The sequence below is a fragment of the Roseinatronobacter ekhonensis genome, assembly GCF_900499075.1.
Lineage (GTDB): Bacteria > Pseudomonadota > Alphaproteobacteria > Rhodobacterales > Rhodobacteraceae > Roseinatronobacter > Roseinatronobacter ekhonensis.
Genome location: NZ_UIHC01000007.1, coordinates 83876 through 106458, shown reverse-complemented (window position 1 = coordinate 106458; position 22583 = coordinate 83876). Strand labels below are relative to the sequence as shown.

Below are 22583 nucleotides of genomic sequence, written 5' to 3'. Positions count from 1 at the left end.
ATTACCTCAGCGCGCCAGCGGCGCGCAATTCGGCGGCGCGGTCGGCGTCGTACCACCAGAAGTCCATTTGCCCGGTCGAGAAGGGCGGAATGGTTTCGGGGTGTTTGAACATGTCCCAATAGGCGACCCAGACGGTATCGTTATACCAAGCGGGCACCATAATCAGTTCATGCCGCAACGCGCGGTCCAGTGCCATGAGGGCCGCGTCACGCTCTTCCGGCGTGGGCGCATTCAACGAGGCGTCGATGATCGCATCCACCAGCGGGCTGGCCAGCCCTGCGGGGTTGAACAGACTGAACTCGGCGGTTTCCGACCCGTAGCGTTGGTTCAGGCCCGTGCCGGTGTCCATGAACGCGCCATACTGGTCGAAGATCATATCATAGTCGCGATTGCGGCGGCGGTCGGTGTGCTGGGCCGCGTCAATGCGCTGGAACTGCGCATCAATCCCCAACAGCCCAAGGTTCTGGGTAAAGGTTTCGACAATCGAATCCATTGTCGCCGATCCGGCGCTAGATACGGGGATTTCGATCACCATCTGCTCGCCCGCCGCATTGCGCAGCGCGCCGCTGTCATCCACGGCCCAACCCGCGTCTTCCAGCAGGCCCTTGGCGCGGCGGATGTTGCGACGATCAGCCAACCGCTCGGCACTGGAGGTGTGCGGCATGCGGGCGGGCTCTGTCAGCATCGCGGGCGGCACCAGGTCGCCCAAACTCTCCAGCAATGCCAGTTCCAACCCCTTGGGTGGACCCTCGGCTTGCAAGCGCGTGCCTTGGGTGTAGGACGCGCGCGGCTCGAACAAGCCGTATTGCAACGTCTCGTTCGTCCATTCAAAGTTGAAAGCCAGCGAGATCGCTTCGCGCACGCGCGGATCTTGGAAAATCTCGCGGCCAAGGTTGAAGACGAACCCGGTTGGCGTGGGGGCAAGACCGGTGGGCAGTTCGTCGCGAACGACATACCCATCATCCACGGCCGGAAAATCATAGCCCGTCGCCCATTGGCGCGAGTTATTCTCGGCGCGGAACGTGTAGATACCGCTCTTGAACCCCTCGAACGCGGCCGCACCATCGGCGAAATACTCGATGCGGATTTCATCGAAATTATGCCGTCCGACATTGTTGGGCAGGTCGGCGCCCCAATAGTCAGGGTTGCGCTTGTAGGTAATAGAGCGGTTCACCTCGAAGCCGTCCAGCATGTAAGGGCCCGACCCCGGAGAGATGTCCATGCGCGATTCGTCCAGCCGCGACCCGGTTTCCTCGTACCAAGCCTTGGAAAAGACCGGCGTGCTGGCGACCTGATCAATCAGCGAGCGGCGCGAAATCTCGTCCGCGAAGGTGAATTTCACGCGGTGATCGTCCAGCACCTCTACGTTCAGCACGCGCTGGCTGACGGCTTGGCTATAGGACGGCAGCCCTTGCTCGATGAACAGATTATGGCTGAATGCGACATCATGCGCAGTCACGGGCGTTCCATCGGAAAACCGCGCCTCTGGCCGCATGTGGAAGATGACCCATTCCTTGCTGGCCGGATATTCGACCGTATGCGCCAGCAAGCCGTAATACTCACCATACGCATCCGCAGGCGCCAGCCCGCCGCCCATGGGTTCGGATGTTTCCAGCAAGCTTTCATACATAGAGGATGACAGCGCCCCGGCACGGCCCTTGCGCGTGAACGGATTCATCGAATCGAACGTGCCTTGGGCCGACAGGGCAATCGTGCCGCCTTTTGGCGCATCGGGGTTCACATAATTGAAATGGGCAAAATCGGCGGGGTAGCTCAGGTCGCCATAGAAAGAATAGCCATGCGCGCGAATAATCTCGGTTTCTTGCGCGGCTATCGGGGCGGCGCCAAGCGCAAGCGCGAACGCGGTGGCGCGGGTAATGCGTTGGAACATCTGGCAACTCCTCCTGCAATGGTCCCGTCTGGCGCGGGCCTGTCGGTCAGTATTTAGTGTTTCCCCCCGCCTGTCGACAAGCGCGCGGCATTTTACGGGCCTTCACAAGCTATTTTGATCGGATTTGCCAAAAAGCAAACAGGCCGCCCGCAGAAACGGACGGCCCGACAGGCTACAAAGCGATGTGTGATCAGCTTTGGCTTTGGATGTAGGCGATCAGGTTCGCGCGGTCCTGCACGTCAGAGATCCCGCGAAAGCTCATCGACGTGCCCTCTGCCGAACCAGCCGGGTTAGCGATAAAGGTGTTCAGATTTGCCGGCGACCAGACCTCGCCCACCTGCGCCAGTGCGCCGGAATAGTTGAAACCGTCAGCCGCACCGATGGGACGGTCCACCACGCCGTGCAGATAGGGGCCAACGCCGTTATTGCCTGCCTCAAGCTGGTGGCAGGCGCGGCATTGCGACCAGACGCGCGACCCGGCATCTGCATCGGCAACCTCAAACGCTTCTTCAAATGTCAGCTCGACCTCTGGCTCCGCATCGGCATCTTCCTCGCCGGTGTCGATGGCATAGGCTTGCGGTGCATCGGCATTTTGCGACACATACAGCGCGCTCGCCGCCCAGTTCCCCAACAGGAACACAAGCAAAGCGCCACAAAACGCTGCTACAGTTTTGGTAATGACCATCGTGTCGAACATAGCGCAGTCCCTCAGCCAGAGAATTTGAGCGTATGTATCCGCTTCCCATGCCCGGTTTCAAGCGGTAGTTACCGCGACGAAACGCCCTTTTGGGCGAATTTGAGGGGTGAGAGCGTAAACATGACTGCCAAAATCGCTTTTCAAGGAGAGTTGGGCGCCTATGGCCATCAGGCCTGTGCCGACACGCGGCCCGAATATACCCCTCTGCCCTGCGCGACATTCCATGACACGATGGCAGCCGTCCGCGATGGCGCGGCTGATCTGGCGATGGTGGCGGTCGAAAACTCGATCTATGGCCGCGTGGCCGATGTGCATTCGCTGCTGCCGGAAAGCGGGCTGCATATCGTGGCCGAAGCCTTTGTGCGCGTGCATGTCAACCTTCTCGGGTTGCCCGGCGCCACGCTCGACGGCGTGGCAGAGGCGCATGGCCACCCGGTGATCCTGCCGCAATGTTCCACCTTTTTGCGCAAGCACGGTATTCGCGGCGTGGTCAGCAGCGACAACGCGCGCGCCGCACGCGAAGTGGCCGAACGCGCCGATCCAACGCATGCCGCGCTGGCCAGCGAGATGGCTGCGCAGATTTACGGGCTACAGGTTCTGGCCGCGCAAATCGAAGACCGGCCCGACAACACCACCCGCTTTTTGATCATGGCGGCCCAGCCCGACCTGACACGGCGCGGCGAACATGGAATGATGACCAGTTTTCTGTTCCGTGTGCGCAACATACCGGCTGCGCTGTACAAGGCGATGGGCGGGTTTGCCACGAATAGCGTGAACATGGTCAAGCTGGAAAGCTATATGGTGAACGGCTCATTCACCGCGACCCAGTTCTTTGCCGAGATCGAGGGCCACCCTGATGATCCCAATGTCGCGCTGGCGCTGGATGAATTGCGCTACTTCACGTCCTATCTGAACATTCTGGGCACCTATCCGGCAGACCCGGCACGGCGGTAGTGCCGCCGCGCCCCGGACGTGATCCGGGGCCTCTGGGTTAATTTGGCCGCAAAGGGTAAAGGAAGAGGCCCCGGATCACGTCCGGGGCGCGGCCGAAAGTCGCCTCAACCAATCACCCCGACCGGCCCCGCAACACCCGTCTGGGCGCGCTGCATCAAGACCTGATCCAGCAGCACGCAGGCCATCATCGCTTCGGCCACCGGGACGGCGCGTATTCCAACACATGGATCGTGCCGACCCTTTGTCACAACGCTATTGGGGCTGCCGTCGCGCAGGATCGACTCGCGCGGGGTGGTGATGGAACTGGTCGGCTTGACCGCAAAGCGCACCACCACATCCTGACCTGTGGAAATGCCGCCCAAGATACCACCCGCCTTGTTGCTGCGATATTCCGGCCCTTCCGCACCCATGTCGATTTCATCGGCGTTGTCCACGCCGGTCAGGGCGGCTGCGTCCATGCCCGCGCCAATCTCGACCCCCTTGACCGCGTTGATCGACATCATCGCGGCGGCAAGCTCCGTGTCGAGCTTGGCATAGATCGGCGCACCAATTCCGGCGGGCAGACCCTTTGCCACCACCTCGATTGTTGCGCCCACCGAATTGCGGTCGCTGCGCATGGTGTCCAGCACCTTGGCCCAATCCTCGGCAGCCTGCGCATCGGGCACCCAGAACGGATTGCGCGCAATCTCGTCCATATCGAACCGCGCGCGGTCAATATGGTGCGGCCCCATCTGCACCATGTAACCCAGAATATGCAGGTCGGGCAAAAGCTGGCCCAGCACCGCCCGCGCCACACCGCCCGCCGCCACCCGCGCCGCCGTTTCGCGTGCAGAGGACCGACCGCCACCGCGCGGATCGCGCAGCCCGTACTTCTGGTAATATGTGATGTCGGCGTGACCGGGGCGGAACGTATCGGCGATATTGCCGTAATCCTTGCTGCGCTGGTCGACATTTCGGATCATCAACTGGATCGGCGTGCCGGTGGTCTGCCCGTCATAGACCCCTGACAGAATCTCGACCTCGTCGGGTTCGCGCCGCTGCGTGGTGTGCCGGTTCTGCCCCGGCTTGCGCTTGTCCAGCCATGTCTGGATCATGCCCGCATCCAGCGCCACGCCCGGCGGACAGCCATCCACCGTCGCGCCCAAAGCAGGCCCATGGCTTTCGCCCCATGTGGTCACGCGAAACAGATGGCCGAATGTGTTGAAGCTCATGGGCTGGGCACTCCTTTGCGCCAGCAATAGCGGGCAGGGGCGGCAGGCTCAAGCCATGCCCTTGCCGCAGCCGGTTTTTCGCGCTACCTGTCATCTCACCTCGGGGTGCCCCAAACAGGGCTGAGATTTGCACCATGCATGAACCCGTTGAACCTGAACCGGTTAGGACCGGCGGAGGGAAGGGATAGGGCGCATCGCGCCCGCGCTCATCTCCGCCTGTCGTGAAATGATGGAGAGAGAGATGAAACCAATCCTGTTCGCGGCGGCACTCATCACAACCGGCGGCATGGCCCAAAGCCAGACGCTGACCGTGATTGCGCCAGATTATTTCGGGTCCGAATGGGGGCCAGGCCCGGCCATAAAGGACGGGTTCGAGGCCCGCTGCGGCACCTGCACGCTGGAGTTTCGCACCGGCGACGTGCTTCCCCGCCTGATGCTGGAAGGGGACCGGCTGGAAGGCGATGTCGTAATCGGGCTCAGCACCGATACCACGCTGCGCGCCCGCGACACCGGCCTGTTCGCACCACATGGCCAGCCGCTGGACGCGCTGACCCTGCCGATTGACTGGGATGACGAAACCTTCCTGCCCTTCAACTGGGGTTATAACGCCTGGGTCTATGACAAGACCCGCGTAGAGAACCCGCCGACCAGCTTTGCCGAACTGATAGAGCGTGAGGATATCTCGCTTGTCTGGCAAGATCCGCGGTCTTCGGGCGCGGGGTTGGCGCTGCTGCTATGGGTCGACCAGCTTTATGGCGAGGACGCCGCCGATGTCTGGGCGGCCCTGTCCGAACGGACCGTGACCGTCACGGCAGGATGGTCCGAGGCTTATGGGCTGTTCACAGAGGGCGAGGCCGACATGGTGCTGAGCTACGCCACCTCGCCCGCCTACCACATCGTGGCAGAGGACGACGACAGCAAGGCCGCCGCCATTTTCGACGAAGGCCATTATCTGACGGCGGAAGTGGCAGGTATTCTGACCGGCGCTGAAAACCCGGAACTGGCGACCGATTTCATGGCCTATATCCTGTCAGCCGAGTTTCAGGACATGATCGCGTATGGCAACTGGTCCTACCCATCGGCGCTGCCGCGCCAAGACTGGCCAGAGGTAATGCGCGACCTGCCCTTCCCCGACACGCCGATCCACTATGACGAGGCCAAGGCAGAGGAACGTCGCGACCCTGCGCTTGATCTGTGGTTGCAAGGCATGACGCGGTGACACGCGCCCGCGCCCTAACGCTCGCGCTTGCGGGTGTCGTGGCGCTGTGGTTGCTGGCGCTGAATTTCGGCGCTTTGGGCGCGGTAGCCCTGCGCGCCGAAGGGCTGACCGGCCTGCGCGCCGCAGATTGGGCCGCCGTGCGTTTCACGGTGCTGCAAGCCTTTTTGTCGGCGCTGCTGTCTGTGGCGCTGGCGATTCCGGTTGCCCGCGCCTTGGCGCGACGGCAATTTGCCGGGCGCGGATTGCTGATCACCCTGATGGGCGCGCCCTTCATCCTGCCCACGCTTGTCGCGGTGCTGGGCCTACTGGCAGTGTTCGGGCGCTCTGGTCTGGTCAATGAGGCGCTGGCGCTGGTCGGGCTGGGGCCGGTCAATATATACGGGCTGCACGGCGTCGTTTTGGCACATGTTTTCTACAATCTGCCATTGGCCACGCGCATCATCCTGCAAGGTTGGGCGACGATTCCGGCAGAACGCGTGCGCTTGGCCGTATCGCTCGGGTTTACCCCAAGCGACCGCCTGCGCCATCTGGAAGCCCCGATGCTGCGAGAGGTTGCACCGGGTGCTTTCCTGCTGGTTTTCCTAATCTGCCTGACCAGTTTTGCCGTGGCGCTGGCCCTTGGGGGCGGACCACGCGCGACCACGGTCGAATTGGCGATCTATCAGGCGTTCCGGTTCGACTATGACATGGGGCGCGCGGCGGCGCTTGCGCTGGTGCAGTTCGCACTGTGCCTGGGGGCCGGGCTGCTGGCCTTGCGGGTGGCGCTGCCATCGGGCTTGGGTGGTGGTCTGGACCGGCCCCTGCCACGTCTGGAGTATCGGCGCGGTGCGCTTTGGGGCGACAGCGCGCTGATTGCCTGCGCGGCGCTGTTCCTGCTGGTGCCGCTCGCCCTTATTGTGGCGCGCGGTGCGCCGTATCTGGCCAGCCTTCCCGCCTCTGTCTGGCAGGCCGCCCTGCGCTCGCTTTGGGTGGCGCTGGGTGCGACGGCGCTGACCACGGCCTTCGCACTTGTGCTGGCCCATGCCATTCTGGCCTTGCCCCGCGCCGGTGCTTTGGGCTTGGAATGGTTGGGGCTGGCAGCTTTGGCGGCATCCCCTTTGGTCATCGGGACAGGGCTGTTCCTGATCATCCGCCCGATTGCGGACCCGCGCGACTTGGCGCTTGCAGTCACAATGCTGGTCAATGCGGGCTTGGCGCTGCCTTTTGCCCTGCGCCTGATCCTGCCGGCCCTGCGCGATGCAGCCGCCACGCAAGGACGTCTAGCCACCTCGCTTGGCCTGCACGGGTTTGCGCGCTTGCGGCTGGTCACGCTGCCGCGTCTGCGCCGCCCCTTGGGGTTTGCCGCCGGGTTGACTGCCGCACTGTCGATGGGCGATCTGGGGGTGATTCTGCTGTTTGCAGAAGCCGACCGCGCCACCCTGCCGATGCAGCTTTACCGGCTGATGCAGGCCTACCGGCAAGATGAGGCAGCCGGGGCTGCGCTGTTGCTACTGCTGTCCAGCCTTGCGCTGTTCTGGGCATTCGACCGATGGGGGCGCGCCGATGCTGCGGCTTGAAAACGTGACAATCACCCAAGGAAAGTTTCGCCTGAGCGCCGATCTGACGGTAGCGGATGGCGCGCGCATTGCGGTCATCGGCCCCTCTGGCGCTGGGAAATCGACGCTATTGGGCGCGATTGCGGGGTTTGTGCCGGTCACGGGGCAAATAACCTGGAGCGGGCAGGCCATGGCGCAAGACCCTGGCGCGCGGCCGGTGACGATCCTGTTTCAGGACAATAACCTGTTCCCGCATCTGACCGCGTTCGACAATGTCGCGCTGGGGCTGAAACCCTCTTTGCGGCTGAGAAGCGCCGAGCGGAAGGCGGTGCAAGACGCGCTGACGCGTGTTGGATTGACGGGTCTGGACGCGCGCCGCCCCGCCGAACTTTCTGGCGGGCAGCAAAGCCGGGTGGCGCTGGCGCGCACCCTGATCCGCGCGCGGCCCTTGGTGTTACTGGATGAACCGTTCGCCGCGCTTGGCCCAGCGCTGAAGGCAGAGATGCTGGCACTGGTGGCCGAGATCGTGGCCGAAACCGGCGCGACCCTGCTGATGGTGAGCCATGACGTGGCCGATGCCCGAGCAATCTGTGACGAAACGGTGCTGGTGGCCGATGGCGTGGCCCATGCACCGCGCCCCACCGCGCAGCTATTGGACAACCCGCCGCCAGAGTTGCGCGCCTATCTGGGATAATGCGCTGTTGTGGACGGACGGGGGCTTGGGGGCGTTGCCCCTCTGGTCCCTGCGTGACCATTCACCCCAGGATATTCAAGCAAGAATGAAATTGCGTGCGGTTGAGGGGATCGGCTTTACGCCGGTTCACGGGCGCCGAATATGGCAGAGCCGACGCGCACATGGGTGGCACCGTGGGCGATTGCGGTCTCGAAATCATCCGACATGCCCATCGACAAGCCGCTGAGGCCATTGCGCGTGGCCATGTCTGCCAGAAGCTTGAAATGTCTGGCCGCATCCTCGTCGACCGGCGGGATGGACATAAGGCCCAGAACGGGCAGGCCCAACGCGCGGCATTCGGCGACCATCGTATCGGCATCATCGGGCAGAACGCCCGCCTTTTGCGGTTCCGCGCCGGTATTGACCTGAATGAACAGATCGGGGCAGCGGCCCAGCTCATCGGCCAGCCGCGCCAGAGTGCGGGCGAGTTTCAGCCGGTCGAGCGAGTGGATCACGTCAAACAGCTCCATCGCCTGACGCGCCTTGTTGGATTGCAGCGGCCCCAGCAGGTGCAGTTCGACCGGCCCGAACGCGTCGCGGAAGCCGGGCCATTTGCCCGCTGCTTCCTGCACGCGGTTTTCGCCAAAGACGCGGTGACCCGCGTCCAGCACTGCGCGGACACGGTCGTCGGGTTGCACTTTCGACACGGCGATCAGGCTGACCGACTCGGGGGCGCGGCCCGCCTGTTCTGCGGCTGCGGCGATGCGCGCCTTTATACCTTGTAGCGACATCGCTGCCCCCTAGTTTCCGATAAAGACGCTTTGGCCGCCGGGGTTGGCAGCGCCCGTGGCGTTCAGTTTGTCCAGATCAATTTCTGCCCCGTAGCGCAGGCCACCATCGGTTTCGCCGATGAATTTCAGCTTGAGTTGGCTGCGGGCATAAAGACGCGCTTCGGCGCGGTCGCTTCCCGGTGCAGGGGCGGGACGGTCCCAGACCACGCCCATGCGCACGTCGCCTTGCAGATACAGGCCCGGCCCGTCCTGTGCGACAAGCGGGGCGGGCAGCAATACCAGCAAAGCGAAAAGGGCGCGTTTCATGGCCTCGAATGTGGCGCAGGCGGGCGGGCCAGACAAGGGCTGGGCACAAACAAAAAGAGCGGGCACAAGGCCCGCTCTTTCCGTGTGTTCAATCCGGGTAGGATTAGAACGAGAAGGACAGACCGAAGTCTGCGGTTGTGAAACCGCCCAGCGAGCCGTTGCGAACAACGCCGCCGACCAGCGATGCACCGCCGCCGAGGTCGTAGGAAGCGCCCAGACCGTAATGGGTGTCGCCAACAAAGTCCTGACGGCCGAATGCGGTCACGGTGGTTGCGTCGAACGAACCGGTGATCGAGACACCAAACTGGTCAGCACCGCCGGATTCGCCGTAGGTCACTTTACCTTCGATGCCTTCGAACTCAGCGCCCAAGAATGCGATGACGTGATCGTCGCCACCATCAATCTGCTCGTAACCGATACCGGCCGAGAAGCCGTTCATGGCGTAGCTTGCACCGATCGAGTAAGCGAACAGTGCGGTTGCCGGGTTCTCAACCGACAGAGCGACCGTCAGGCCGTCCATGGTGTAGTCGTAACGTGCGGTCGGGCGGAAGATGGCAGGGTTGTTCGAGATGTAAAAGTTGTTGTTCAGGTCGCCCAGACCGGTCAGGCCAACGCCGGCCAGATCGCCAACGATGAATTCAGCAGCACCTGCGGTGTCGCCCATGGTCAAACGACCAAAGGTGCCCGAGATGAACACGGAGCCAGCGGTGCCAGCCGATGCGCCAACGGCGTTGTCTGCGCGGAACGAACCGCCGAATGCCAGGCCGCCATCGGTTTCGCCCGACAGGGTGAAGGTGACGCGTGCACGGCTGGTGAAGCTCAGTTCGCGAGCCAGGCTACCGTTGTACACGATACCCATGCGAGCGTCGCCCGACAGAGCAACGTCTGCAGCAGCGTAGCCAGCGGACATTGCCAGCGCGGTCGTAGCCAGAAGAAGCTTTTTCATTTGATTACCCTCGTTATCTTTAGGTGTTCCTCGCCTTACCACTCAGGCAAGGTCTGAGCCTGTTTCATCCTTTCGCCCCCTTTTTTCAAGCGCAAGCGCGGCGGGTCGGGGCAAAGCGCGGGAAATGATGCAGAATTGTCACGCAATCCCCATGCGCCCATTATGGTAGTGCGCCGCACGGGCCTTGTTCCATGTTTTAGAACGGGCTACAGAAGGACAACGCTATATAGGGGCAATGCAATGGGTTGGAACGGCATCTCGCGCGCGGGCGTGGTATTGAGCGCGGCGCTTTTGTTGGCCGGATGCGGTGGCGGATTCGGCTTTGGCAATTTCCTAAGCGGTGGAGAGCGCTCTCAAGCAGAGGTCGCGGACATTCAGGAACGGGAACGTGTGCGCGATGGCGGGATGGCGGGACAGTCGACCATCTGGGACCTGTTTTCCAACGCGCAGCCGCCTTCAACCACGGTCGAGGTGAACAAATATCTGTGGAACGCCTCTTTGGAGGTGCTGGATTTTCTGCCGGTGCAATCGGTTGACCCGTTTTCGGGGGTGATCGTGACGGGCTATGGCACGCCGCCCGGCGGTGGCCGCGCCTACCGCGCCGCTGTGCTGGTCAATGACCCGGCGCTGGATGCCCGTTCGCTGAACGTGGCCATCATGACGCGCGGCGGCCCCGCCAGCCGCGACACGATTCGCGCGGTGGAAGATGCCATCCTGACACGCGCGCGGCAGTTGCGGATTCGCGATCGCAACCTCTGAATCTGGACCTTGCCGATTCGCGGCGCTACAGATGCCGGGCCGGTCGCGCCCGGCATTTTACGTTCAGCCCAAGGGAAGCAGCATGACCACCAGCCAAGACGCGCGTTACCAGCCGCAACACATAGAGGCCAAATGGCAATCCGCGTGGCACGATGCAGAGGTGTTCACCGCCCGACGCGACCCCGCCAAGCCCAAATATTATGTGCTGGAGATGTTCCCCTACCCGTCGGGGCGCATTCATATGGGGCATGTGCGCAACTACACGATGGGCGATGTGGTCGCGCGGTATAAGGCGGCGCAGGGGTTTTCGGTGCTGCACCCGATGGGGTGGGACGCGTTCGGCATGCCTGCCGAGAATGCCGCAATGGAACAGGGCGGGCACCCGAAGGACTGGACCTACGGCAATATCGAGGTCATGCGCGAGCAAATGAAGCCCTTGGGCCTGTCGATTGACTGGTCGCGCGAATTTGCCACCTGTAACCCCGAATATTACGGCCAGCAACAGGCGATGTTCATCGACATGCTGTCCGAAGGGTTGGTCTACCGCAAGAACGCCGTGGTCAACTGGGACCCGGTGGATATGACGGTTCTGGCCAACGAGCAGGTGATCGACGGCAAGGGTTGGCGGTCGGGCGCGGAGGTGGAGCGCCGTGAGCTGACGCAATGGTTCTTCAAGATCTCGGACTACAGCGCCGAGTTGCTGGAGGCGCTGGACGGGTTGAAGGACTGGCCCGAAAAAGTGCGGCTGATGCAGCGCAACTGGATCGGGCAGTCGCGCGGGTTGCAATTCGCGTTTTCCACGGTGGACGCGCCCGAGGGTTTCGACCGGATCGAGGTGTATACCACCCGCCCTGACACGTTGTTGGGGGCGTCGTTTGTCGGAATCTCGCCCGACCATCCGCTGGCGCGCTATCTGGAGCGGCATAGCGATGATGTGGCGGCGTTCAACGCCGATTGTCGCAAGATCGGCACGACCGAGGAAGCGCTGGAAAAGGCCGAGAAAAAGGGCTTGGACACCGGCATCCGCGTGCGCCACCCGTTCGATGATGCTTGGGAATTGCCGGTCTATATCGCGAACTTTATCCTGATGGATTACGGCACCGGCGCGATTTTCGGCTGTCCCGCGCATGACCAGCGCGATCTGGATTTCGCAAATAAATACGGATTGCCGGTCGCGTCCGTCTTTGCCTCTGCCGAGGATGAGGGCCGCACCCTACCCGAAGAGGGTGGGTCGGCCTATGTGCCGCCGAAAACAGAGCCGGTTGTCTATCTGCGCGGTTTCGCAGGCGACACCGACCAAACCGGCGCGGATGCGGTGGAAGCCGCGATTACCTTCTGCGAATCGAACGGTGTCGGCCACGGCGTCACGCAATACCGCCTGCGCGACTGGGGGCTGTCGCGCCAGCGCTATTGGGGCTGCCCGATTCCCGTGGTGCATTGCGATGCGTGCGGCGTGGTGCCGGAGAAGAAGGAAAACCTGCCCATCGCGCTGCCCGATGACGTGTCATTCGACCAGCCCGGCAACCCACTGGACCGCCACCCGACATGGCGCGATTGCGCCTGCCCGGCTTGCGGCGCGCCCGCAAAGCGCGAAACCGACACGATGGATACGTTTGTCGATTCGTCATGGTATTACGCGCGCTTCACCAGCCCGCGCGCCGACACGCCGACCGATGCCGAGGATGCCGAATATTGGATGAACGTGGACCAGTATATCGGCGGGATCGAACATGCGATCCTGCACCTGCTCTATTCCCGCTTCTTCGCCCGCGCGATGGTGAAAACCGGGCATTTGCCCGAAAGCGCGAAAGAACCGTTCAATGCGCTGTTCACGCAGGGGATGGTGACGCATGAGATTTACGTTGGGAACAAACGGTTTTCGGTTCCGGCAAGCGAAATGGAGCCAAATCGGTCGACAGGCGAGATGGTTACTGTGGGGCGGACAAAATACTATCTTCCGGAAGAAGTGGTACTCCTCGATCACGGGGGCAACCGTGTAGCAATCAGAAAGACAGCACTCGATTTTCTCGAGATTGATCACGATGATTTTGGCGCAATAAGAGCACGGCTCGATGCTAAGGGTGACTCGTACATTGACACAGAGCCTTTTCCAATTTGGTCAGATGATGACGAAGAGCCGGTTTTACGCATCTACCCCTCCGCCAAAATGTCGAAATCCAAGAAAAACGTGGTGGACCCCGTCAACATTATCAACGCCTTCGGCGCCGATACCGCGCGGTGGTTCGTGCTGTCCGACAGCCCGCCGGAGCGCGACGTGGAATGGACCAGCGCGGGCGCTGAAGCGACGTTCAAGCATCTGGGCCGCGTCTGGACCCTCTGCGACAAGATCGCGACCGTGGAGATCGGCCAGCCCTCGGATGCTGACACCGACCTGATGCGCGCCATGCACCGCGCGATTGACGCAGTCACGAAAGCGGTGGAAAACTTCGCCTTCAACAAGGCGATTGCAGAACTTTACGCCTTCACCAACACGCTGTCGAAATCGAAAGCCTCTGGCACCGCGCAAGTGGCGGCGATGAAGACGCTTGCGCAGCTTATGGCCCCGATGGTCCCGCATCTGGCCGAAGATATCTGGTCGCGCATGGGCGGCGAGGGTCTGGTGGCGCAAGCCGCCTGGCCCAAGGCGGACCCCGCGCTTCTGGTGGCCGACACCGTGACCCTGCCGATCCAGATCAACGGCAAACGGCGCTCTGAGATCACCGTCGGGGCCGACGCCTCCAAGGAAGAGGTTGAAAAACTGGCGCTGGCGGATGAAGCTGTAATTAAGGCGCTGGCGGGCAACCCGCCGCGCAAGCTGATCGTTGTGCCGGGGCGGATCGTGAATGTGGTTGTCTGACAGACGGGTTTTCCTTTTTGGCGCATTGGCGCTGGCGGGCTGCGGCTTTACCCCCGCCTATGCGCCGAATGGGTCCGGAACGGCATTGCGCGGGCAGGTCCGCGCCGATGACCCGAGCGATTCGCTGGGCTTTGAATTTGTCGCCGGTTTGGAAGAACGGTTGGGCCGCCCGCAAGGCGCGCGCTACGCCCTGTCCTACACCTTGGAAACGTCAGAGCGTGGCGGGGCGCGCGTGGTTGGCGTTGGCGAAACCCGTATCGCGCTACTGGGCAATCTGGACTACTCGCTGACAGAGCTTGCGACCGGCGACACCGTCACCTCTGGCAGATTGCGGAATGTGACAAACTACTCCACCACCGCGAACCAGCTTGCCACGCAACGCTCCCGCGAGGATGCAGAGGCGCGGCTGATGCGCATTCTGGCCGATCAGGTCGCAGCACGTCTGCTGGCCGCACTGGCGGAATGAAACTCAGCGCCCGCGATCTGACTCGCCTGATTGCCAAGCCCGACCCTGCGCTGGCGGGCGTGCTCATTTATGGGCAGGATGCGATGCGCGTATCGCTGAAACGTCAGGAACTGGTCGCAGCGATTGTCGGCCCGCAAGGCGAAAGCGAAATGCGGCTGGAACGGTTGGCAGCGGGCGATTTGCGGCGCGACGCGGCGCAGGTTCTGGACGCGGTCAAGGCGCAGGGCTTCTTCCCCGGCGCGCGGGTCTTGCTGCTAGAGGGCGCGACCGACCAAAGCACCGACGCCATAAAGTCCGCACTTGGTGACTGGCAAAAGGGCGACGCGCAAATCGTGGCAACCGCAGGGGCGCTGAAAGCCAGCTCTAAACTGCGCAAATTGTTCGAGGGCGCGACGGCTGCGGGCGCGGTGGCCATTTATGACGACCCGCCCACCCGCGAAGAGATCGAGGCCGACCTGACCCGTGCGGGCCTGACCCGGATCGCCCCCGAAGCCATGCGCGACCTGACCGCGCTGGCACGCGTCCTGGACCCCGGTGACTTTCGCCAGACGCTGGAGAAGATTGCGCTGTATAAGCATGGCGACAGCGCCCCGCTCTCTCCGCAAGAGGTGGCTGATCTGGCCCCTGCCAGCGTGGAGGCGGGGGTCGATGACCTGCTGCATGCCGTTGCCGAAGGGGAATCGGCACAAATCGGTCCGCTGATGGTGCGCCTGCATGCCCAAGGCGTGGCCGCCGTGACGCTCGCCATCATGGCCATGCGCCATTTCCGCGCGCTGCACGCCATGAATTGCGATCCGGGCGGCCCCTCGGCCGGTATCCAGCGTATGAAGCCGCCTATTTTCGGACCCCGTCGCGACCGCCTGTTGAAGCAAGCGCAAGGCTGGGGGCTGGTGCGGCTGGAAGCTGCGCTGGCCACGCTGACAGATGCCGATCTGACCTTGCGCTCATCGTCCAACGCGCCCAGCATGGCGGTGATGGAACGCGCGTTGATCCGGCTGGCGATGATGGCGCGGCGCTAACAAGGGGGCACCCATGTATACCGTCATCGGCAAGGCCAACAGCCGCGCCACCCGCGTGCTGTGGGTTCTGGAGGAACTGGGGCTGGATTACGACCATGTCCCCGCCGCACCGCAATCCGAAGGGGTGGTCAGCTTCAACCCCGCAGGCAAAGTGCCAGTGTAGATCGAGGATGGCACGCCGATCACCGATTCGACCGCGATCATCCAGTATCTGGCCGACAAACATGGCGACCTGAAGTTTCCCGCCGGCACGCTGGACCGCGCGCGCCAGGACAGCCTGACCCAGTTCTTGCTGGACGAATTCGACGCCGCGCTGTGGATGGCCGCGCGGCATTCGTTTGTCTTGCCAGAAGAATTGCGCCAATCCGCGATCAAGCAATCGCTGATCTGGGAATTCACCAACAGCCAGAAAACACTGGCGCACCGCATGGGCGACGGGCCGTTCCTGATGGGCGACCGAATGACGGTGCCCGACATCATCCTCACGCATTGCGGAGATTGGGCGCGAATCGCGAAATTCCCGGTGCAGGAAGAGCGGCTGACCGCCTATCTGGACCGAATGTTCGCCCGCCCCGCCCTGCGCAAGGTCATGGAGCGGATGGGGTAAGGACTGCGGTGGGCAACGGGATTGCTCGTTCTGTTGACCGGACGGGGCCAAGCTGTGCCAACCCCTTCACTTCATTGTGACACCTTCTGTTGCAACACCCCGCCGCTTTCGCGCGTAACGTGGGTAAGGCTCACTCAACCATGGAGGCCCCAATGCGGCTGACAACCCTATTCGCCACGCTCTTTGCAGCGTTTTTCACCACCCTGCCCGCCTTGGCGCAAACCCAGACCGCGCTTGTCGCGGGGGGCTGTTTCTGGTGCGTGGAATCTGATTTCCGCCGCGTCGATGGCGTGACCGATGTGCGCGTCGGCTTCGCCGGTGGCAGCAAAGCAAACCCCGAATACAAAGAGGTCGCCAGCGGGCGCACCGACCATCTGGAGGTGACGCAGATCACGTTCGACACGGGCCAGATCAGCTACCGGCAGGTGCTTGACCTGTTCCTGCGCTCGATTGATCCGTTTGATGCAGGCGGCCAGTTCTGCGACCGTGGCATGCAATATTCCACCGCGATCTTTGCGACCCCCGACCAGCAGCCCATTGCACAGGCAGCAATCGCGGCGGCAGAGGCGGAGCTTGGCAAATCCATCGTCACGCCCGTGCGCGACATGGCCACGTTCTACCCGGCTGAAGAGTTCCACCAGAACTACGCCAACAGCGACGAACGCACGCTGACCCGCTTTGGCTGGATCGCGCGCAAAGACGCCTACAAGAACTACCGCGATGCCTGCGGTCGCGACGCTCAGGTGCGCCGCATCTGGGGCAGCGATGCGCCCTTCGTAGGCGGCTAATCCAGCGCGGCGTCAATCTCTGCCCGCGTGGGCATGGCCCCGGCTGTGCCCACGCGCGCGACCTGAAGCCCGGCGGCGGCGGCGGCAAAGCGCATCGCGTCTTGCGGTGACATCGCGTCGTCAAGCGCCGCCGCCAAAGCGCCGGTAAAGCAGTCACCCGCGCCCGTCGTGTCCACCACCCTTGCAGCCATAGCAGGCGCATGTATGTCCGGCGTACCGCGCGCGTGCCAGCTTGCGCCATCTGCGCCTTTGGTCACGATGACGGTTTCCACCGGCAAATCCTCGAACGGCAAACCAAGGCTGTCCTGCAATTGCGCGGCTTCCACGGCGTTGACCACCAATGTGTTGGTGAAGGGCAGAACCGCCTTGGCGGCGTCGGCCTCGAACGGGGCCGCGGAATAGACCACCTCCATTCCCAGCCCCATCGCGTGCTCTGCCATCTCGGCCACATATGCGACCTCGTTCTGGATCAGCAGCAGATCGCCAATCTCTGCGTCGTCCAGCGCGGCCTTGGCGGCTTGCAGGTCCAGCGCACGGTTCGCGCCGGGATGAATGACAATGCTGTTCTGAGCGTCCGGTTCCAGCAGGATGATCGCGTGGCCCGTGGCCTCCTCCACCAACTGCACGCCCGACACATCCACCCCGAACGCGGCAAGGTGCGTTTCGGCCCCGCCCGCGCCCACGGCCCCGATATGACGCACTGTTGCGCCCGCGCGCGCTGCCGCAACAGACTGATTCGCGCCCTTGCCGCCCAGTTCGGCATGATAGGCCGTGGCGGCAAGCGTTTCGCCGGGGGCCAGCCGGTGCGGCAGTGTGTAGATATGGTCCATATTGATGGAGCCGTAGCAATAGATCGTCATGTTCGGTTCCGGTTCATGAACAGGTCAGCCCTTGGGCGCGCAACGCGGCTTGCTCTGCACGTAACTCTTGTAGCGCGTCTTGCTCGGCTGCGACATCAATGGCAACCCGGCGCGCGCGCCTCGGCTGTTGCACAGGTTCGGTGCACAGGATTTCGGGCCAGCCGCATAGCGTGACAAGGGTCTTGCCCTCTTGCGCTGGCTGCACGCGGTAGCCGCGTGCCAAGACGCGCTCGCGCTCTGCAATCTGGGTTTCAATCGCACCCAAACGCCCGTGGCAAACCGGGTCTGCGGCGCAGGCCATCAAGAGCATTGGTGTCAGAAGTGCGGCGTATTTCATGCCCGCGTCTTAGCACACCTGACCCGCAGACCCAGAAAAAACCACCGCTTCATTTTGCGGCCCTTTTTTCCAATGCCAACTCGGCATACATCTTGCCCAACCCTGAAGGAGCGTCGATGACACAGCCCGAAAACCCCGTTTTGCAATTTTTGCTGACCCGACGCTCGCGCCCCGCGAAGCTGCTGCGCGCGCCCGGCCCCGACCGCGCCGCACTAGAGCAGATGCTGCAAGCCGCCGCGCGCGTGCCCGACCATGGCAAGCTGGAGCCTTGGCGCTTTATCGTGCTGGACCAGCCCGCCGGGGCGCGGGTGGCCGGCCAGATCACGGATTACGCCGCCGCCCACGGGCTGGAAGGGGAAAAACCGGCGCGCGCCTTTGCCGACAGCCCCGTCTGTGTGGCCGTGATCGCCAGCCCCAAACCGTCCGAGAAGATCCCACAACTGGAACAGACCCTGTCGGTGGGCGCGGTTTGCCTTGGGTTGGTCAATGCCGCGCTTGCCACGGGCTGGGGCGCGAACTGGCTGACCGGCTGGCCCGCGCATGACGCGGCACTGATGGCGCAGGTTTTGGGCCTTGCACCGCACGAATGGGTCGCAGGGTTCATCCACATTGGCACGGCGGACACGGCGCCGCCCGACCGCCCCCGCCCGGACATGGGCGCAATCACCGAATGGGTGCACGCATGATCCTGTCTTCCTACGCCCATGCCATCGGGCAATTGCGCGACCCACGCTTTCGCCGCGTCATCTGGTTCGGGGTGGCCTTGGCTGTTGCGCTGCTATTCGCAATGTATGCGCTGGTCTTGCTGGTCGTGCAGATCTTCGTGCCCGGCACACTGACATTACCCATCGCGGGAGAGGTGTCGGGCCTGCAGACCCTGCTCTCAATCGGGTCGCTGTTCTTTATGCTCGGGCTGTCCGTTTTCCTGATGGTGCCTGTGGCATCGGCCTTTACCGGCCTGTTTCTGGAAGATGTGGCAAACACGGTCGAACGCCAGCACTATCCGGGCCTGCCCGCACCCACGCCCGTGCCCTTTGCCACGGCACTCAGCGATTCGGTGCGCTATTTCGGGCTTCTGGTCGCGCTGAACCTGGTGGGCATGGTCGTGTTCGTGTTTTCGGGCGGGTTGGGCTTTGTCGTGTTCTGGGGCATAAACGCATGGCTGCTGGCGCGCGAATATTTCACCATGGTTGCGCTACGCCGCCATACGGCGACAGAGGCGCGCGCACTGCAAAAGCGCCATCGCTGGCGGCTGTGGTTCGCGGGGTTGTGGATGGCGGTGCCCCTGTCGATCCCCTTCGTCAACCTGCTGATGCCCGTGGTTGGGGCCGCGGCCTTCACCCATATGTATCATCGGGTGCAGGGGCGCAAACCGGGGTCTACCCAGGCCGGGTAATCTGCTCGATCATGTCCATGGTAATAACCCCAGACAGAATAATCCCCGCCACAATCACGAAAGCACCGGTGGCCCAAATGGTCACGATGCGCGCGGTTTTCCACATCTGCGCATCCTCGGGGGCCGAGGAATGCGTGCCCGGCACGACATCACCCGCCTCGCCTTGGGTGCGGGTGCGCAAGGGCAGCACCAGAAACAGGGTCATGAACCATATCATGGAATAGAGCACGATGGCGGACATGATGCTCATCAGACCTGCTCCAGCTCGACCAAGCAGCCGTTGAAATCCTTGGGGTGCAGGAACAGCACCGGCTTGCCATGCGCGCCGATCTTCGGCTCTCCGGTGCCCAGCACGCGCGCGCCTGTCGCTGCAAGCTTGTCGCGGGCGGCCAGAATGTCATCCACCTCGTAGCAGATGTGGTGAATGCCACCCGACGGGTTCTTTTCCAGAAATCCCGCAATCGGGCTGCCGTCACCCAACGGGTAAAGCAGTTCGATCTTGGTGTTGGGAAGGGTGATGAAAATCACCGTCACACCATGGTCCGGCTCGTCCTGCGGTGCGCCCACATCGGCCCCCAGGGTGTTGCGATACTGGTTTGCCGCGGCCTCCAGATCCGGCACGGCAATGGCGACATGGTTCAGGCGTCCGATCATGGTGTCCTCCGTTTTGTCCCATATGGGGTATCGCCGGGCCATCTGGCAAGCCCAAGCAGGGGTGACAGCACGCCGCAACCCATGCGCTTAACCCGATCTTAGGCAATCCGCGCTTGAATAAGGCTCTGCCACGGAGGGATGCCATGAACACCGATTCCACCGCCACCACGCTCAGCCCGGCCTTGCCACCGGCCCAACCCTACCAGCGCGGCGGAACGCTGCTGCTGGTCGAAGACAGCCGCCTGACGGCGGATTATGTGCGACTTATGTTTCGCAGCGCGGGCGGGCGGCTGCGACGGGCCGACTGTTTGCGCAGCGGTCGGCGGCACATGTCGCTATACACACCCGATGCCGCGATCGTCGATCTGGGCCTGCCCGACGGGTCGGGGCTGGACCTGATCGCAGAAATGGCGCGGCGCAGACCGCGCACGGGCCTGATCGTCGCCACCTCGGGCGACCCGGAGATGGAGGAGGAAGCGTTCCTCGCCGGGGCTGACCGTTTCCTGCCCAAACCCTTCGGCAGTGGCGCGGCCTTCTGCCAGATGCTGGCGCCGGTGTTTTTCGGGCTGCGCGGCGCTGTCGTGGAGCAGGCCAGTCCGGGGCAAGCCGCCTTGCGCGACGATCTGTATCTGGCGCTCGACCTGCTGAACGGCACCGGCACGCGGCCCGCCTATGCGCTTCAGTTCATTGCGCAACTGGCCTGCATGACGGGCGATTTCGCGCTTGAGCGCGCGGTCATCGCCCGCGACATGGCACAGGTGATCGCGCTTTTGCGGGACCGCCTGCGCGCCCTGCCGCTGATCTAGCGGTTTGGCCTCGTTACTCTTTCGGGGCCAGCCGCAAGCCCAGATCGCGCAACTGCTCGTTCGTCGGGTCGGATGGCGCGTCCAGCAACAAATCCTCGGCTCGCTGGGTCATCGGGAACATAATGACCTGACGGATGTTCTGCTCGCCCGCCAGCAGCATCACGATGCGGTCAATCCCCGCCGCACATCCACCATGCGGGGGCGCGCCGTATTTGAACGCCTTGACCATGCCGCCGAACCGCTTGTCCACCTCGGAGTTCGGGTAGCCCGCGATTTCAAACGCGCGATACATGATTTCCGGCTTGTGGTTGCGGATCGCGCCCGACAGCAGCTCATACCCGTTGCAGGCCAGATCATACTGGTAGCCCTTGACCGCCAGCGGATCGCCCGACAGCGCGTCCATCCCGCCTTGGGGCATGGAAAACGGATTATGGCTGAAATCGACGCGGCCGTCGTCGGTTTCCTCATACATCGGGAAATCGACGATCCAGGCAAAGGCGAAGCGGTTTTCGTCGATCAGCTTTAACTCACACCCGATCTCGTCGCGCGCCTTGCCCGCGACACCCTCGAATTGCGCAGGCTTCCCGCCAAGGAAGAAGGCCGCATCGCCTTCGCCCAAGCCAAGCTGCTGCCGGATCGCTTCGGTTCGCTCCGGTCCGATGTTCTTGGCGAGGGGGCCAGCGGCTTCCAACCCGTCATCGCCCGCGCGCCAAAAAATATACCCCATCCCCGGCAACCCCTGCGCCTGCGCGAAGGCGTTCATCCGGTCGCAGAACTTGCGGCTGCCACCACCGGGGGCAGGAATGGCGCGAATTTCGGTGCCGTCATTCTCCAACAGCTTGGCGAAAATGGCAAAGCCAGAGCCGCGGAAATGCTCGGACACCACCTGCATCTCGATCGGGTTGCGCAGGTCGGGCTTGTCGGTGCCGTATTTGCGCAAAGCCTCGGCATACGGGATCTGCGGCCAATCGGCAGCAGCATCCACCTTGGCCCCGCCGCCGAACTTCTCGAACACGCCTTGCAGCACCGGACCAACGGCGGCGAACACATCGTCCTGCTCGACAAAGCTCATTTCCAGATCAAGCTGGTAAAAATCGGTGGGCGAGCGGTCGGCGCGCGGGTCTTCGTCGCGAAAGCAGGGCGCGATCTGGAAATACCGGTCATAGCCCGACACCATGATCAACTGCTTGAACTGCTGCGGCGCCTGCGGCAGCGCGTAGAACTTGCCCGGATGCAGCCGCGACGGCACAAGGAAATCGCGCGCACCCTCGGGGCTGGAGGCGGTAATGATCGGCGTCTGAAACTCGCGGAAATTCTGGTCCCACATCCGGCGGCGCATTTCGGCCACCACGTCCGAACGCAGCACCATGTTGGCCTGCATCGTTTCGCGCCGCAGGTCCAGAAAGCGATAGGACAGCCGCGTATCCTCGGGGTAGTCCGGCTCGCCGAATACCGGAAGCGGCAACTCATCCGCGCCGCCCAGAACGGTCATGCCCCGCGCGTAAACCTCGATCTCGCCAGTTTTCAGCTTGGTATTGACCAAGGATGCATCGCGCGCCTTCACAACGCCATCAATCCGAATGCAGAACTCTGCGCGCAGCTTCTCGATCTCTGCAAACGCCGGGCTGTCGCTATCGGCCAGGACCTGCGTGATGCCGTAATGGTCGCGCAAGTCGATGAAGAGCACCCCGCCATGGTCGCGAATGCGGTGCACCCAGCCCGACAGGCGAACGGTGTCGCCCACATTGGCGGCGGTCAGATCGGCGCAGGTATGGCTGCGATAGGCGTGCATGGGTGGACCCTTCCTTGCT

General features: G+C 63.0%; 23 protein-coding genes, 1 pseudogene and 1 riboswitch. Of the genes and pseudogenes, 13 read left to right on the top strand and 11 right to left on the bottom strand.

The genetic code is table 11. The features are described from left to right. Nucleotide 1 precedes the first annotated feature (1 nt). Together ROE7235_RS05330 and ROE7235_RS05325 are read right to left on the bottom strand one after the other, a co-directional pair. The gene (locus ROE7235_RS05330; protein WP_121093636.1) at nucleotides 2-1891 is read right to left on the bottom strand and encodes an extracellular solute-binding protein; all 1890 of its coding nucleotides are present in this window, start codon (nucleotides 1889-1891) and stop codon (nucleotides 2-4) included. 190 nt (nucleotides 1892-2081) lie between these two features. After that, nucleotides 2082-2588 carry a c-type cytochrome gene (locus ROE7235_RS05325; protein ID WP_121093635.1) on the bottom strand — a complete coding sequence of 169 codons (507 nt, stop codon included), beginning with the start codon at nucleotides 2586-2588 and terminating at the stop codon, nucleotides 2082-2084. A gap of 120 nt (nucleotides 2589-2708) precedes the next feature. On the opposite strand from ROE7235_RS05325, the gene ROE7235_RS05320 reads away from it, so the two are divergent. Beyond that, on the top strand, nucleotides 2709-3542 hold the full coding sequence (locus tag ROE7235_RS05320) for a prephenate dehydratase (RefSeq protein ID WP_121093634.1): 834 nt from the start codon (nucleotides 2709-2711) through the stop codon (nucleotides 3540-3542). Between the two features lie 104 nt (nucleotides 3543-3646). On the opposite strand, the gene aroC is transcribed toward ROE7235_RS05320, so the two are convergent. Further along, a complete protein-coding gene (gene aroC / locus ROE7235_RS05315) occupies nucleotides 3647-4753 on the bottom strand; it encodes a chorismate synthase (RefSeq protein WP_121093633.1) in 1107 nt (368 codons plus the stop codon). 91 nt (nucleotides 4754-4844) lie between these two features. Next, a riboswitch (TPP riboswitch) is annotated at nucleotides 4845-4950 on the top strand. A 44-nt stretch (nucleotides 4951-4994) separates the two neighbouring features. Between aroC and ROE7235_RS05310 the strand changes: the two genes are divergently transcribed. Genes ROE7235_RS05310 through ROE7235_RS05300 form a run of 3 tightly spaced genes read left to right on the top strand, consistent with a single transcriptional unit; the run spans nucleotide 4995 to nucleotide 8201 of the window. Then, a complete protein-coding gene (locus tag ROE7235_RS05310) occupies nucleotides 4995-5972 on the top strand; it encodes a thiamine ABC transporter substrate-binding protein (RefSeq protein WP_121093632.1) in 978 nt (325 codons plus the stop codon). Continuing rightward, nucleotides 5969-7528, top strand: coding sequence for a thiamine/thiamine pyrophosphate ABC transporter permease ThiP (locus ROE7235_RS05305; protein ID WP_370743457.1), 1560 nt, complete (start codon nucleotides 5969-5971; stop codon nucleotides 7526-7528). The genes ROE7235_RS05310 and ROE7235_RS05305 overlap by 4 nt, the downstream gene beginning before the upstream one ends. After that, nucleotides 7515-8201 carry a thiamine ABC transporter ATP-binding protein gene (locus ROE7235_RS05300; protein WP_121093630.1) on the top strand — a complete coding sequence of 229 codons (687 nt, stop codon included), beginning with the start codon at nucleotides 7515-7517 and terminating at the stop codon, nucleotides 8199-8201. The genes ROE7235_RS05305 and ROE7235_RS05300 overlap by 14 nt, the downstream gene beginning before the upstream one ends. 116 nt (nucleotides 8202-8317) lie before the next feature. On the opposite strand, the gene ROE7235_RS05295 is transcribed toward ROE7235_RS05300, so the two are convergent. From ROE7235_RS05295 to ROE7235_RS05285, 3 genes are all read right to left on the bottom strand, one after another. Continuing rightward, nucleotides 8318-8971 (bottom strand): YggS family pyridoxal phosphate-dependent enzyme, encoded by a 654-nt coding sequence (locus tag ROE7235_RS05295; RefSeq protein ID WP_121093629.1) that lies wholly within the window; start codon nucleotides 8969-8971, stop codon nucleotides 8318-8320. Between the two features lie 9 nt (nucleotides 8972-8980). Then, complete coding sequence (locus ROE7235_RS05290) at nucleotides 8981-9277, bottom strand: porin (RefSeq protein ID WP_147434170.1); 297 nt, start codon at nucleotides 9275-9277, stop codon at nucleotides 8981-8983. A gap of 103 nt (nucleotides 9278-9380) precedes the next feature. Further along, on the bottom strand, nucleotides 9381-10223 hold the full coding sequence (locus tag ROE7235_RS05285) for a porin (RefSeq protein WP_121093627.1): 843 nt from the start codon (nucleotides 10221-10223) through the stop codon (nucleotides 9381-9383). Between the two features lie 240 nt (nucleotides 10224-10463). Between ROE7235_RS05285 and ROE7235_RS05280 the strand changes: the two genes are divergently transcribed. The 6 genes and pseudogenes from ROE7235_RS05280 to msrA all read left to right on the top strand — a co-directional run bounded on the left by ROE7235_RS05280 (nucleotide 10464) and on the right by msrA (nucleotide 16719). Continuing rightward, a complete protein-coding gene (locus tag ROE7235_RS05280; protein ID WP_121093626.1) occupies nucleotides 10464-10982 on the top strand; it encodes a DUF3576 domain-containing protein in 519 nt (172 codons plus the stop codon). An 82-nt stretch (nucleotides 10983-11064) separates the two neighbouring features. Next, nucleotides 11065-13839: a leucine--tRNA ligase gene (gene leuS, locus ROE7235_RS05275; protein WP_121093666.1), complete on the top strand. Its 2775-nt coding sequence runs from the start codon at nucleotides 11065-11067 to the stop codon at nucleotides 13837-13839. Continuing rightward, nucleotides 13826-14305, top strand: coding sequence for an LPS assembly lipoprotein LptE (gene lptE / locus ROE7235_RS05270; RefSeq protein WP_121093625.1), 480 nt, complete (start codon nucleotides 13826-13828; stop codon nucleotides 14303-14305). The genes leuS and lptE overlap by 14 nt, the downstream gene beginning before the upstream one ends. Continuing rightward, entirely contained in the window at nucleotides 14302-15324 is a 1023-nt protein-coding gene (holA, locus tag ROE7235_RS05265) for a DNA polymerase III subunit delta (protein WP_121093624.1), read from the top strand. The genes lptE and holA overlap by 4 nt, the downstream gene beginning before the upstream one ends. A gap of 13 nt (nucleotides 15325-15337) precedes the next feature. Continuing rightward, nucleotides 15338-15931 (top strand): annotated as a pseudogene (locus ROE7235_RS05260) (glutathione S-transferase family protein). A gap of 152 nt (nucleotides 15932-16083) precedes the next feature. Then, nucleotides 16084-16719: a peptide-methionine (S)-S-oxide reductase MsrA gene (gene msrA, locus ROE7235_RS05255; RefSeq protein WP_121093665.1), complete on the top strand. Its 636-nt coding sequence runs from the start codon at nucleotides 16084-16086 to the stop codon at nucleotides 16717-16719. Here the strand turns inward: msrA and ROE7235_RS05250 are convergent. Both ROE7235_RS05250 and ROE7235_RS05245 read right to left on the bottom strand, forming a co-directional pair. Beyond that, complete coding sequence (locus ROE7235_RS05250; protein WP_121093623.1) at nucleotides 16716-17579, bottom strand: ribokinase; 864 nt, start codon at nucleotides 17577-17579, stop codon at nucleotides 16716-16718. The two genes, msrA and ROE7235_RS05250, sit on opposite strands and share 4 nt — an antisense overlap. Nucleotides 17580-17592: 13 nt before the next feature. Beyond that, nucleotides 17593-17916, bottom strand: a complete 324-nt coding sequence (locus ROE7235_RS05245) for a hypothetical protein (protein WP_121093622.1) — start codon at nucleotides 17914-17916, stop codon at nucleotides 17593-17595. Nucleotides 17917-18032: 116 nt separating this feature from the next. Between ROE7235_RS05245 and ROE7235_RS05240 the strand changes: the two genes are divergently transcribed. Beyond that, nucleotides 18033-18602, top strand: coding sequence for a nitroreductase family protein (locus ROE7235_RS05240; protein ID WP_121093621.1), 570 nt, complete (start codon nucleotides 18033-18035; stop codon nucleotides 18600-18602). Further along, nucleotides 18599-19312, top strand: a complete 714-nt coding sequence (locus ROE7235_RS05235) for an EI24 domain-containing protein (protein WP_121093664.1) — start codon at nucleotides 18599-18601, stop codon at nucleotides 19310-19312. The genes ROE7235_RS05240 and ROE7235_RS05235 overlap by 4 nt, the downstream gene beginning before the upstream one ends. On the opposite strand, the gene ROE7235_RS05230 is transcribed toward ROE7235_RS05235, so the two are convergent. Further along, complete coding sequence (locus ROE7235_RS05230; RefSeq protein ID WP_121093620.1) at nucleotides 19296-19562, bottom strand: DUF1467 family protein; 267 nt, start codon at nucleotides 19560-19562, stop codon at nucleotides 19296-19298. The two genes, ROE7235_RS05235 and ROE7235_RS05230, sit on opposite strands and share 17 nt — an antisense overlap. Then, nucleotides 19562-19966: a methylmalonyl-CoA epimerase gene (gene mce / locus ROE7235_RS05225; protein WP_121093663.1), complete on the bottom strand. Its 405-nt coding sequence runs from the start codon at nucleotides 19964-19966 to the stop codon at nucleotides 19562-19564. The genes ROE7235_RS05230 and mce overlap by 1 nt, the downstream gene beginning before the upstream one ends. 143 nt (nucleotides 19967-20109) lie before the next feature. On the opposite strand from mce, the gene ROE7235_RS05220 reads away from it, so the two are divergent. Continuing rightward, nucleotides 20110-20772: a response regulator gene (locus tag ROE7235_RS05220; RefSeq protein WP_121093619.1), complete on the top strand. Its 663-nt coding sequence runs from the start codon at nucleotides 20110-20112 to the stop codon at nucleotides 20770-20772. Between the two features lie 13 nt (nucleotides 20773-20785). Here the strand turns inward: ROE7235_RS05220 and aspS are convergent, their stop codons facing one another. Further along, nucleotides 20786-22564, bottom strand: a complete 1779-nt coding sequence (aspS, locus tag ROE7235_RS05215) for an aspartate--tRNA ligase (RefSeq protein WP_121093618.1) — start codon at nucleotides 22562-22564, stop codon at nucleotides 20786-20788. Nucleotides 22565-22583: the final 19 nt, after the last annotated feature.